General features: G+C 56.3%; 10 protein-coding genes and 1 other RNA gene. 9 read left to right on the top strand and 2 right to left on the bottom strand.

From position 1 onward, the window contains the following. Nucleotides 1-53 precede the first annotated feature (53 nt). Nucleotides 54-875, top strand: coding sequence for an SDR family oxidoreductase (locus JRC49_06610; GenBank protein ID QTE72471.1), 822 nt, complete (start codon nucleotides 54-56; stop codon nucleotides 873-875). 8 nt (nucleotides 876-883) lie between these two features. After that, the gene (locus tag JRC49_06605; protein QTE72470.1) at nucleotides 884-1864 is read left to right on the top strand and encodes a phosphodiester glycosidase family protein; all 981 of its coding nucleotides are present in this window, start codon (nucleotides 884-886) and stop codon (nucleotides 1862-1864) included. Between the two features lie 257 nt (nucleotides 1865-2121). On the opposite strand, the gene JRC49_06600 is transcribed toward JRC49_06605, so the two are convergent. Next, on the bottom strand, nucleotides 2122-2706 hold the full coding sequence (locus tag JRC49_06600) for a hypothetical protein (GenBank protein QTE72469.1): 585 nt from the start codon (nucleotides 2704-2706) through the stop codon (nucleotides 2122-2124). Between the two features lie 546 nt (nucleotides 2707-3252). Here JRC49_06600 and JRC49_06595 point away from each other — a divergent pair. Continuing rightward, nucleotides 3253-3741: a QueT transporter family protein gene (locus JRC49_06595; protein QTE72468.1), complete on the top strand. Its 489-nt coding sequence runs from the start codon at nucleotides 3253-3255 to the stop codon at nucleotides 3739-3741. A 239-nt stretch (nucleotides 3742-3980) separates the two neighbouring features. Here JRC49_06595 and JRC49_06590 read toward each other — a convergent pair whose 3' ends face one another. Continuing rightward, the gene (locus tag JRC49_06590; GenBank protein QTE72467.1) at nucleotides 3981-5465 is read right to left on the bottom strand and encodes a DUF1846 domain-containing protein; all 1485 of its coding nucleotides are present in this window, start codon (nucleotides 5463-5465) and stop codon (nucleotides 3981-3983) included. Nucleotides 5466-5603: 138 nt separating this feature from the next. Here JRC49_06590 and ffs point away from each other — a divergent pair. The 6 genes from ffs (at nucleotide 5604) to JRC49_06560 (ending at nucleotide 12000) form a co-directional block, all read left to right on the top strand. Then, an RNA gene (ffs, locus tag JRC49_06585) (signal recognition particle sRNA large type) lies at nucleotides 5604-5811 on the top strand. A 69-nt stretch (nucleotides 5812-5880) separates the two neighbouring features. Then, nucleotides 5881-7116 (top strand): serine hydroxymethyltransferase, encoded by a 1236-nt coding sequence (locus JRC49_06580; protein ID QTE72466.1) that lies wholly within the window; start codon nucleotides 5881-5883, stop codon nucleotides 7114-7116. Nucleotides 7117-7528: 412 nt separating this feature from the next. Further along, the gene (locus JRC49_06575; GenBank protein QTE72821.1) at nucleotides 7529-9124 is read left to right on the top strand and encodes a ribonuclease J; all 1596 of its coding nucleotides are present in this window, start codon (nucleotides 7529-7531) and stop codon (nucleotides 9122-9124) included. Between the two features lie 114 nt (nucleotides 9125-9238). After that, nucleotides 9239-9589: a YlbF family regulator gene (locus JRC49_06570; protein QTE72465.1), complete on the top strand. Its 351-nt coding sequence runs from the start codon at nucleotides 9239-9241 to the stop codon at nucleotides 9587-9589. Nucleotides 9590-9592: 3 nt separating this feature from the next. Continuing rightward, complete coding sequence (gene mltG / locus JRC49_06565; GenBank protein ID QTE72464.1) at nucleotides 9593-10768, top strand: endolytic transglycosylase MltG; 1176 nt, start codon at nucleotides 9593-9595, stop codon at nucleotides 10766-10768. Continuing rightward, nucleotides 10768-12000: a U32 family peptidase gene (locus JRC49_06560; protein ID QTE72463.1), complete on the top strand. Its 1233-nt coding sequence runs from the start codon at nucleotides 10768-10770 to the stop codon at nucleotides 11998-12000. Before mltG ends, JRC49_06560 begins: the two co-directional genes overlap by 1 nt. Nucleotides 12001-12024 lie beyond the last annotated feature (24 nt).

Here is a 12024-nt window from a genome sequence, read left to right as displayed (position 1 = left end):
AAAGATGGAAAGAATTCCTCACTGTGTCCAGAACGACCCTTGCGGAGGAGAACATGAGCGGACAGAAAACGGTCTGGGTGACCGGCGCTTCCAGCGGCCTGGGACTGCACACCGCGATGCAGCTGCAGAAAGACGGCTGGCGCGTGATTGCCGGGGCCCGCAGCTTTGAAGAAGGCGAAACCGACGGCATGTACCGGCTGAAGCTGGACGTGACGGACGAGGAAAGCGTCCGGCGCTTCTGCGAGAAGGCGGCTGAGATTGCGCCGCCGGATGCCTTGGTGCAGTGTGCGGGCATGCTGGTGCTGGGTTCCTGCGAGGAGACCGGAACCGAGGAGTTCCGCCGGGTGATCGACACCAACTACCTGGGCATGGTCCGGGTAAACCGGGCTGTGCTTCCGATCATGCGGGCACAGGGCGGCGGTAAGATAGTGATGTTTTCCTCCATCAACGGCCTGCTGGGCATTCCTTTCCAGAGCGCCTATACGGCGAGCAAGCATGCCATTGAAGGATATGCGGAGTGCCTGGCCCTGGAGGTCAAGCCTTTCGGCATCCAGGTGATGCTGGTGGAGCCCGGGGATCACCGGAGCGGAAGCGACAAGTATCGTCCCCACGCGGCAGCCATGAACGACAATTCTCCCTATGCCGCGGAATACGAAAGCTCGGTATCCGTCATTGCCCATGATGAGCATAACGGATCCGATCCGGATGTGCTGGGCCGGAAGATTGCCCGGACGCTGGATAAAAAGAAGATTCCCTTCCGGAAACGGATTGCCAGTCCGGACCAGCACCTGGCTGTATATGTGCACAAGCTGCTGCCGGCAAAACTGAATGCGGCGATCCTGAGACAATATTACATTCGAAAGAAGAAACCGTAATGAACATGATGAAACGACTGCTGGCCCTGACCCTGACCCTGCTGCTTCTGCTGCCCGGCCTTTCCGGCGCTGAGGGCACGGAAAAGGACGGCTGGCATTTTGATGAAAAAGGCTTCCTGACCGGGGACGATAATCCCGGGGAGGAATATATTCTGGAGGATGAAAAACAGGGCGTCTGGCAGTATGCTTCCAAAGACCTGTCCATCAAGGTGACCCGCTTCCAGGAGAAAACCAAGAAAAAGAAACAGCAGATCTACTGCGTGGCGGATATCTGGTGCTCCGAGGAATCCCCCCTGGGCGTCATCCAGTCCGCCCCCAAGGAAAGCCTGAAGCTGAAGGGCGTGGCCTATGCGGGTATTGAGCAGCGCCATGTGGAGGACCTGATTGAAAAGAATCCTTCCATCCTGGCGGTATCAGACGATATGTACGGCCTGCGGATTACCCCCATCGGCAAGGGAAAAACCAAGTATGACTATCATGGCGTCATCATCCGCAACGGCGAAGTGATCGCGACCAAGACGCGCAACAGCCAGAAGAAACGGAACTGGCCCAACCTGGACACCATGGCGGTGTATCAGGACGGCAGCATGAAGACCTATGACTGTGATGCCCTCACCGCGGAAGAGTACCTGGAGAAGGGCGCGGCGCAGGTGTTTGCCTTCGGCCCCTGGCTGATTTCCGAGGGGAAAGCGAACCCGAAGCTGGAAAAGATCAACAATTATTCCGAGCCCCGGGTGGCCCTGGGCATGGTTGAACCTTATCATTATATCCTGATCGTGACGGCCGGGCGCCCCACCAGCAAATACCAGGGCTACAAACTCCGGTGGCTGGCGGACAAACTGGAGGAATACGGCTGCACGGAAGGCCTGAACCTGGACGGCGGCGCTACCGTGGCCCTGGCCTTCAACAACAAGATCATTCTCCACGGAGACATGGGCTCCAAGACGCTCCGGAACCTGGGAAGCATGATCGCATGGGGAATAAAATAATGCAAATGAAAAGTAATCGGCCTGAGGAATGATCCTCAGGCCGATTGCTATGTAACAAAGGGGACAAGGCGCTGATGTGACAGAGGGACAGACCAACTGTCACGTTCCTTTGGAATGATGACAGTTGGTCTGTCCCTGCTGTCACATCCATGCTCCTCTCACAGACTTGGTTTTATGACATAAACAAACTAACACAGGTTATCACTGTGGACAATAACGTTCTTCTTTATTTTTTCAACGAATGGTTGAGTATCCTTTTATTTCTTCCCGAACATCTTCAGGGCTGCCCCGGCTTTTTTGCAAACCTCGGCCAGGAACAGGCAGATGGCGCCGTAAAGTATATAGGGAAGGAGCGTTGACAGGAATACGGAGAAAGAGAAATTGATTTGCTGGACGTCGTTAATGTAGTAGTTGGTCGGAAGACGACCCGCCATGATTGCAAGGATCAGGCCGCCGAGGGTGATGATGCCCGCTGCAACGGTGAGGAGTATGACTACCCAATCCTTTTCTTTTTTCTCAATCAGTTTTGCTGTGGGGATGGGAGAACTCTGTTTCAACTTGGTGAGAACGGATTCCGGAATCTGCTTTTCTACGGCGGCAAATTCCTCTTCACTCATTTCCACCGGAAGCTTTTTCAGGACATAGTATTTCCAGTCAGAATACTTGGTAAGGTTGTTGTCGGTTGCCTTGTAATATTCGTATTCTTCCCGGGTGACTTCAATATAATCCTTTTTGCTCTCCAGGAGACCTGCATACTCAAGCACCCTGTAGCGGTACCTGGCCTCAGCCAGTTCCTTTTGATGTTCGCAATCGTTCAGGTATTCCCGTACCTTATCCTGCATAGAGCTCACTCCTTATTTTTGTGTCGATGGGAAGATGGTTATGGGGCAGTATGGAAAAACGCAACTCTTATGTAATCATTATATAAAAATACATACAATTTGCAAGAAGTGAGTCCGGACTGGCTCCTGCTTCCCATCCGCAACCTCAAACGTCGCTGCTTTTCCGCAATCTCAATGGTCGCAACTCCACACTGTGGAGCTTGCTTCCTTTCGATTGACCTCTCGGGGCTGCCGCCCGTTTTATGCTGATAAAGAGCCACTGGCTCTTTATCCGGGCGCTCCAAACCCTCTTAGGAATTTCAGCCACTGGCTGCCCTCAGAGGTTCGCCCTGGAGCGCACTCGCCGCTCGTTTCGGTTGACTCGCTCAGGTCGCTTTTGCCTTACGGCAAATGACCCACTGGGTCACCGCTTCCTTCACTCCCCTCCTACCTGATCGGTATCCCTTGATTTATAACCGATCATGAGGTATAATGCGCAGGCGCCTTATGCGCGGTGAGTTCGAGACCTTCCTCACCTAAAACAAAACTAAAGGATGGTAAACTGAAATGAATAACATCAAAACCAAGCAGCTTGTAACCGGCGGTATGATTGCCGCCATCTATGTGGTGCTGACGGTGCTCGCGGCCCAGTTCAACCTGGCCAGCGGAGCAATCCAGGTCCGCTTTTCCGAAGCCCTGACGATCCTGCCGGTGTTCACCGTCGCGGCGGTGCCCGGCTTGGCGATCGGCTGCGTGCTGGCAAACCTGCTGACAGGCTGTGCCGTCTGGGACGTGGTGTTCGGAAGCGTTGCTACGCTGATCGGCGCGGTCGGAACCCGCCTTCTGAAGAATAAGCCCCTGTTGGCCTGGATTCCCCCGGTGCTCAGCAATATGGCGATCATCCCGATCATCCTGATCAAGGTGTATGCCGTGCCGGACGCCTGGTGGTTCCTGGTGCTGACGGTCGGCGCCGGAGAAGTGCTCTCCTGCGGCGTGCTGGGTCTGCTCCTGTGGAGATCCCTGAAGAACATTCCGGCGATCAAAGAAATGAAATAAGTTTGCTGAAACAAAAACCCCGCTTTTTCCCTAAGGTCTCGGGAAAGGCGGTTTTTTTTCTTTTACTGTTGAGGCAATGGAGAACGGGAAAATGACAGAGGGACAGACTTACGGTCACAGCCTGACGGCCGTGACGGATAAATCTGTCCCGCAGTCACATTCCCGCATTGCGCGACGGGGAAGACACTATATCATTGTTCATTGTGCATTATTAATTGTTCATTGCTGTATCACAAATATTATTTGTGATACAGCTTATGGCTCTGGTAGCTGGGATCACAGGTCAGGGTGACGCCCAAGCGGCGGAAGGTGTTGTCGTCCACCGCGGGGAGAATGACCGTGGAATGGGCTTCGCAGTTCTTCAGCTTCGGAAGCTTGCTCAGGGCCCGGGCCGCGTTGTAGTTGGTGGCGGCGGAAACGGACAGGGCAACGAGCACCTCATCGGAGTGCAGGCGCGGGTTGTGGTTGCCCAGGTACTTGCACTTCAGATCCTGTACGGGCTCGATAACCTCGGGAGAGATCAGGTGAGCCTTCTTCGGGATCCGGGCCAGCTTCTTCAGCGCGTTCAGGATGACCGCGGCGGAAGGCCCGAGCAGGTCCGTGGTCTTGCCGGTGACGATCTCGCCGTTGGGCAGCTCAATCGCCAGGGCCGGATGACCGGTGGTTTCCGCCTTGGCACGGGCGGCGGCCATCACGGGACGGAGTTCATCCTCATTCAGGTTCAGCTGCTTCATGAGCAGGAGGATCTTTTCAGCTTCTTCCTTAGCGGCATGACCCTGCAGGAAGGAACAGCGGGCGGTGTAGTACCGGCGGATGATTTCCTTCTCGGCAGCCTCACGGCAGGCATCGTCATCGGTGATGCAGTAGCCTACCATGTTCACGCCCATGTCAGTCGGGCTCTTGTAGGGGGACTTGCCCCACACATGCTCGAACAGCGCATTCAGCACCGGGAAGATTTCGATGTCCCGGTTATAGTTGACGGTCGTCTGGCCGTAGGCTTCCAGGTGGAAGGGGTCGATCATGTTCACATCGCTCAGATCAGCGGTGGCGGCTTCATAGGCTACGTTCACCGGATGCTTGAGCGGCAGGTTCCAGATGGGGAAGGTTTCAAACTTGGCATAGCCGGCTTTGATGCCGCGACGGTTTTCCTGGTACAGCTGGCTGAGGCAGGTGGCCATCTTGCCGCTGCCGGGTCCGGGAGCGGTAACCAGCACCAGGGGGCGGGTGGTTTCCACATAATCGTTCCGGCCGAAACCGTCATCGCTGACGATGTGTTCAATATTGGTGGGATATCCTTCAATGGGGTAGTGACGGTAGGTTTTGATGCCCAGGGAGTTCAGCCGCTGCTCAAAGGCGACGGCGGCGGGCTGTCCGGCCCAGCGGGTCAGCACCACGGAGCCCACATACAGGCCGATGCTCCGGAAGGCGTCAATCAGCCGCAGGGTGTCCAAGTCGTAGGTGATGCCCAGGTCCCCTCGGATTTTGCTGGTTTCGATATCGTTGGCGTTGACCGCGATCAGGATTTCTTCCTTGTCCTTCATCTTCAGCAGCATCTGGACCTTGCTGTCCGGCTTGAAACCGGGAAGGACACGGCTGGCGTGGAAGTCGTCAAACAGCTTGCCGCCAAGCTCCAGATAGAGCTTTCCGCCGAACTCGTCGATGCGCTGCATAATGCGCTCTGACTGCATCCTGGTATATTTGTCATGGTCAAAACCCAGCTTCATCTTCCGTCTTTCCCCCTTGTTCAGATCGAATAAAACAACAAAAGTTATTTTACGCTTTCAGGGCGTTTCCGGTCAAGGTGTATACGAATCATAAGGCAAAAAAATACAATGTAACCCGCCGGACAAAGAAATACAAAAACCGGCAGGGAAAGAAGCCGCCGGCTCTTGCTTTTCATGGCGGAAAACGGTATACTATGCATTGCCGTTTGCGCGATGAGGATTGGGTCCTGTGCGATCCTCCGGTGTGAACCCTGTCAGGTCCTGACGGAAGCAGCAGTAAGCGCTTGCGAGGATGTGCTGCAGGGGTGCCCGGTCTGAGCGCAGGCGGTTTTTTTTCTGTTCCGGGCATTGTATGCATATGGAAATATTGCTATACTTGCTTGGTGCAATTTTCTAGAGAGAAGGGTGATTTGCAATGGAACTGGAACTGATCCGTCAGGCTGATCCTGAAGTAGCCGAGGCCATCGGGCTGGAGCTGAACCGTCAGCGGACCCATGTGGAACTGATTGCCAGTGAGAACTTTGTTTCTCCGGCGGTTATGGCTGCCATGGGTACCTGCCTCACTAACAAATACGCGGAAGGCTATCCGGGAAAACGCTATTACGGCGGATGCGAGTGCGTGGATATTATCGAAGACCTGGCCCGCACGAGGGCCTGCAAGCTCTTCGGCGCTGAACACGCCAATGTCCAGCCCCACAGCGGCGCCCAGGCAAATATGGCTGTCTACTTCGCCATGCTGAAGCCCGGCGATACGGTCATGGGTATGGGCCTGTCCAACGGCGGCCACCTGACCCACGGCAGCCCCGTGAATATGTCCGGTTCCTATTTCAATTTCGTTCCCTACGGCGTTTCTTCCGAAACCGAGATGATCGATTATGAAGATGTCCGCCGCATTGCCCTGGAGTGCAAGCCGAAGATGATCGTCGCGGGCGCTTCCGCTTATCCCCGCGTCATTGATTTCCCGAAGCTGCGTTCCATCGCGGATGAAGTCGGCGCCCTGCTGATGGTCGACATGGCGCACATCGCCGGTCTCGTGGCCGCCGGTGAGCATCCCAGCCCCGTCCCCTTCGCTGATTTCGTGACCACCACCACCCACAAGACCCTGCGCGGTCCCCGCGGCGGCATGATCCTGTGCCGGGAAGAGTATGCCAAGGCTATCGACAAGGCCATCTTCCCCGGAACCCAGGGCGGCCCGCTGGAGCACGTGATCGCCGGCAAGGCTGTCTGCTTCGGCGAAGCGCTGAAGGAAGACTTCCGCACCTATCAGCACCAGATCATCCTGAACGCGAAGGCCATGGAAAAGACCTTCCGTGAAGAAGGCGTCCGCATGGTGTCCGGCGGAACGGACAACCACCTGCTGCTGCTGGACTTCACCGGTACGGAAATGACCGGCAAGCAGATGGAAAACCTGCTGGAAGCGGCCAACATCACGGTGAACAAGAACACCGTGCCCAATGAGACCCGCAGCCCCTTCGTGACCAGCGGTATCCGCGTGGGTACTCCCGCTGCCACTTCCAGGGGTCTGAAGGAAGCGGAATTTGCCAAGGTTGCCAGCTGGATCGCCAAGGTCCTGCGCGAGGGCGAAGCCGCCGTTCCGGAAATCAAGAAGCAGGTCGAAGCCATGATGGCCAACTACCCGCTCTACGCGTAAGAAAGATCACCCCACGGACTGCCGTTCGGCAGTCCGTTTTTTATTTGTACTTTATGAATAAGTTCGTACTTTTGTTGCACAAATGCAGCTTGTACGAAAACAGGTTGCGGCCCTGAGATGTAGATATTGTCTCATTTTTTGCCGTAAAAGACAGGGGAAAAATCCCTGAAACCTTTTTATTGTAAGGGGTAGCGCTTTTCCAAAAACTGTGATATAATGTGTCAAAGTGTGAGCTTCATAACAGCGAACCATTGAAGACACTAGGCTATCTTTATGCCTGCGGTGTTTTCTGAAATTGTTGAATATTTGTACGTACGAAAGGAGGTTCACTGTGGGCACGAAGAGTCAGGAAAAGGAAGCCTCACGGCTGCGGATTGTCTCTCTCGGTGGTGTGGACGAAATAGGCAAAAACATGTATGTTTTTGAATATGAAGACGACATCGTCGTTGTGGACTGCGGCAGTGTGTTCCCGAAGGAAGACATGCTGGGCGTGGACCTGGTGATTCCGGATATCACCTATCTGATGGGAAAGCGGGATCATATCCGCGGTTATCTCTTTACCCATGGCCATGAAGACCATATCGGCGCAACTCCCTATATCTTAAAACAAGCGCCTTCGCATATATACGGCACCAAGCTGACGATGGCGCTGGTGGATCTGAAACTGAAGGAATACCGGGTGGAAGGCATCCCGATGCACGTGGTGCAGCCCCGGGATACCGTCCAGCTGGGCCAGTTCACCTGCCAGTTCATTCACGTCAGCCACTCTATTGCCGGCGCCTGCGCCATTGCAATCACCTGCCCGGCGGGCACGGTTATCTGCAGTGGCGACTTTAAGGTGGACTATACGCCCATTGACGGACAGATCACAGACCTGCAGACCTTCGCCAAATACGGTGAGCAGGGCGTGCTGGCCTTCCTGTGCGAGTCCACCAACGTAGAGCGTTCCGGCTATACCATGAGCGAGCTTAAGGTCGGTGAGACCTTTGACAACCTGTTTGCGCAGGCCGGCGGCCGCGTAATCGTCGCCATGTTCGCCAGCAACATCCACCGTATGCAGATGATCATCGACAACGCGATCCGTTACGGGCGCCGCGTCTGCTTCATCGGCCGCAGCATGGTCAACGTCAGCCGCGTGGCAATGAGCATCGGGGAACTGCGGATTCCCGAAGGCTGGCTGATTGACATGGACGTGCTGGATGATTATCCGGATAACGAAGTCCTGGTCATGACCACCGGCAGCCAGGGCGAGCCGATGGCGGGCCTGACCCGTATGGCTTATGCCGAACACCGGAAGCTGCAGATCCGCCAGAGCGATATGGTCATCATCTCCTCCACGCCGATCCCCGGCAACGAGAAGTTTATCTCCCGCGTGATCAACCAGCTGTACCGGCTGGGCGCGCAGGTCATTTACAGCCGCATGGCTGAGGTTCACGTTTCCGGTCACGCCTGCCAGGAGGAAATCAAGCTCCTGCATGCGCTGGTCCGGCCAAAGTACTTCATCCCGGTTCACGGTGAATACCGCATGATGTGGCAGCACGCCATCCTGGCGGAAGCCATGGGCGTTCCCAGCCAGAATATCGTCATTCCGGAGCTGGGCCAGGTGATTGAGATGAACCAGGATGTCCTGGCCCTGGGCGAACAGGTGCCCGTGGGCGGCGTGCTGGTGGACGGCCTGGGCGTCGGCGACGTCGGAAACGTGGTGCTCCGCGACCGGAAGCACCTGTCCCAGGACGGCCTGCTGATCGTTGTCCTGGCTATCGACCGGGACGAGCAGAAGCTGGTCTCCGGCCCGGATATCGTTTCCCGCGGCTTCATCTATGTCAAGGAAAATGAAGATATCATCGACAGCACCCAGGAGCTGGTCCGTCAGATCCTGGCCAAGAGCAGCCTGGAAGGCGACAACTGGCCGGAACTGAAGAACAACATCAAGGACGAAGTGCACCGCTTCATCTTCGACAAGATCAAGCGGAACCCGATGATCCTGCCGATCATCCTGGACGTGTAAGCACCGTCCGGAGCGCCGGTTCGTTGCGCTTTAAAGGAAAAATGGATATAATAACGGTCAGGAGGAAGCGAAACGCTCCCCTGACCGTTGTTTATTACGAGGAGGATGAGGGGCATGGATTATTCATCGACATACCGCCTGGCGCAGGACATCCGCGACAGTGAAGAATATAAAACCTATCATGAGTTGAAGGAACAGGTCATGGCGGAAGAAACCACCGCGGCCCTGGTGAAGGAATACCGGAAGCTGCAGATGACCATCCAGATGTCCGCCATGAGCGGAAAGGCAGCGGATGAGGAGGATATGCAGCGGTTTTCCGGCATATCCAGCCTGCTGTTCTCCAAACCGGAGGTCAGCCGCTTCCTGCTGTCCGAAATGCAGCTGCAGCAGGCGCTGGCGGATATCTTCAAGATCGTGACCGAGGCGGCGGATCTGGATATCGCTGTTCCCGGAGTCGAGGGCTGAGCATTGAGTAAAAGGGACACATACCGCAGCGTGCGGGATGAACGGGAATACGGACTCTACTGGTACAGCGGGCTTTGGCACATTCTCCGCCCGATCCTGGTGGGGCTGACGGTTCTCATTCTGGTAATCGGCATCGGAATGACCGTATGGAATAAGCTGTACGGCAGTTTTCTTGCGCCTGTGGATCCGGATGATCCTACCGAATACAGCTTTGAGATCAGCAGTGGCGACAGCCTGAACAAGGTAGCCACCAACCTGGAAAAAGCCGGATTGATCCGGAGCAAGAGCCTGTTCAAATACTACTGTGACTTTGCCGGTATGGGCCAGAAGATCCAGGTGGGCAGCTATACCATGACCAAGGGGATGCAGATGACGGAGATCGCTGATCTGCTGACCACCGGCGACGGCAACCCGCTGGTCCGCAACATTACATTGATCCCCGGCGAGACGATCGAGGATTTCGCGGCACGGCTGGTTAAGAACGGCGTGCTGGAGAACTCGGATAAGCTGCTGGCGATCTGCAAGGACGGAAAGGCATTCCAGGACTATTACTACATCAAGGACGTGCTGGTTGCCGGCCAGCCGGAAAAACGCAAATACGTGCTGGAGGGCTACCTGGCTCCCAACACTTACGAAGTATATGTTTCCGCTACAGAAGAGGAAATCGTCAAAAAGCTGCTGAGCCAGACCGAGACAGTCTTCACGGAAGAAAACCAGGCGCGGGCGGAAGAACTGGGCCTGAACATGGACCAGGTGCTGACCCTGGCCAGCCTGATCGAAAAAGAAGCAAAGGCCAGCGACTTTACCAAGGTCAGCGCGGTGTTCCACAACCGCCTGAAGGAAAACATGAAGCTGGAAAGCGACGTTACGGTTCATTACATTACCGGCGTCCGGAAGATGTCCCTGTCTGACAGCGACCTGAACACAGACAGCCCCTACAACACCTACCGGGTGACGGGACTGCCGCTGGGACCGATCTGCAACCCCTCTGCCGACGCAATCCGCGCGGCACTCTATCCGGATGAGAGTATGGTGAATGAAAAGTACCTGTTCTTCTGCGCCAAGGAGCCGGAGAGCGGGGAACTGTATTTCTCCAAGACGCTGGACCAGCACCGCCGCGCGGTGGAAATCTACGCGCCTTACTGGAAGAAGTATGACGAGGAGAGGGGGATCCAGTAATGAGGATCCCGGAACTGCTCGCTCCTGCGGGAAATATGGACTCGCTGCGCGCGGCGCTGCACTTCGGTGCGGACGCCGTATACGGCGGGATGAAAAAATACGGCCTGCGGGCCTTCGCGGGGAACTTTGATCCGGATGCCCTGAAGGAAGCGGTGACGCTGACCCATCAGGCAGGAAAAAAGTTCTACGTGACCATGAACAGCTATCCCTTTGACGATGAGCTGGAGGGATTCGCACAGGCGGCCGCCCAGGCCGCGGAGATCGGCGTGGACGCCGCCATTGTGGCGGATCCCGGCGCGATCGTGACCCTGCGCAAAAAGGTGCCGCAGCTGCCGGTGCACGTCAGCACCCAGGCAAATACGGTGAACGCTCCCGCGGCAGAATTGTACCGGGAACTGGGATGTGAACGGGTGATCCTGGCCCGGGAAATGAGCCTGGAAAGGATCCGTGCCCTGCGGAAGATCCTGGGGGACAGCATCCAGATTGAGACCTTTGTGCACGGCGCCAGCTGCATGGCTTATTCCGGCCGGTGTATGCTGTCCGCCTACCTGACAGGCCGCAGCGGCAACCGGGGCGAATGCGCCCAGCCCTGCCGCTGGCAATACGCGGTGGTGGAAGAGAAACGCCCCGGGGAATACCTGCCGGTGGCGGAGGATGAAAAGGGAACCTACCTGTTTTCCGCCCGGGATCTTTGCCTGATGCCCCTGCTTCCCGATCTGTGTGAAGCAGGCGTATCCAGCCTGAAGATCGAAGGCCGGATGAAGACGGAATACTATGTGGCCGTGGTGACCGGCGCATACCGGCGGGCTCTGGACCTGCTGGCGCAGGGACGGGAAGCCTTCCTGGAAAAACTGCCGGAACTGACAGAGGAACTGCAGTGCGCCAGCCACCGGAAGAGCGATACGGGCTTCCTGGAAGGAAACCCGGAGATTCCCGGAGAGGCGGAGGGCTTCTGGCAGGCCCGGGAATACGTGGGCCGCGTTACGGAAGACGCCGGGGAGGACGGCACGGCCAGGATCCTCTTAAAGAACCGGTTCTTTGCCGGGGATGAGCTTGAGCTGATGACACCTTCCGGAGTCCGGAAGATTACGGCAAAACCGTTTATCCGTGAAAAGACCGGAGAAACCCTGGACACGCTGGGCGTGGCCGGGGAAATCATCCGGATGGAGCTGCCGGGAAGCCGCTGCGGGGATATGCTGCGGGGACCGGTCCGCAACCACCGGAAAGAATAACAAGGAACACTGGAGAAGAGTACT

This window comes from Clostridiales bacterium FE2011 (assembly GCA_017569305.1).
In the GTDB taxonomy this organism is placed as follows: Bacteria; Bacillota; Clostridia; order Christensenellales; family Aristaeellaceae; genus Aristaeella.
Note: the sequence above shows the minus strand (reverse complement) of the source record. Positions and strands in the feature narration are given on the sequence as shown.

Coding starts and splice junctions, on each gene's coding strand:
- JRC49_06560 (QTE72463.1), top strand. CDS start 10,768: ATGAGGATCCCGGAACTGCTCGCTCCTGCGGGAAATATGGACTCGCTG.
- JRC49_06590 (QTE72467.1), bottom strand. CDS start 5,465: ATGAAGCTGGGTTTTGACCATGACAAATATACCAGGATGCAGTCAGAG.
- JRC49_06580 (QTE72466.1), top strand. CDS start 5,881: ATGGAACTGGAACTGATCCGTCAGGCTGATCCTGAAGTAGCCGAGGCC.
- JRC49_06610 (QTE72471.1), top strand. CDS start 54: ATGAGCGGACAGAAAACGGTCTGGGTGACCGGCGCTTCCAGCGGCCTG.
- JRC49_06595 (QTE72468.1), top strand. CDS start 3,253: ATGAATAACATCAAAACCAAGCAGCTTGTAACCGGCGGTATGATTGCC.
- JRC49_06575 (QTE72821.1), top strand. CDS start 7,529: ATGTATGTTTTTGAATATGAAGACGACATCGTCGTTGTGGACTGCGGC.
- JRC49_06570 (QTE72465.1), top strand. CDS start 9,239: ATGGATTATTCATCGACATACCGCCTGGCGCAGGACATCCGCGACAGT.
- JRC49_06600 (QTE72469.1), bottom strand. CDS start 2,706: ATGCAGGATAAGGTACGGGAATACCTGAACGATTGCGAACATCAAAAG.
- JRC49_06605 (QTE72470.1), top strand. CDS start 884: ATGAAACGACTGCTGGCCCTGACCCTGACCCTGCTGCTTCTGCTGCCC.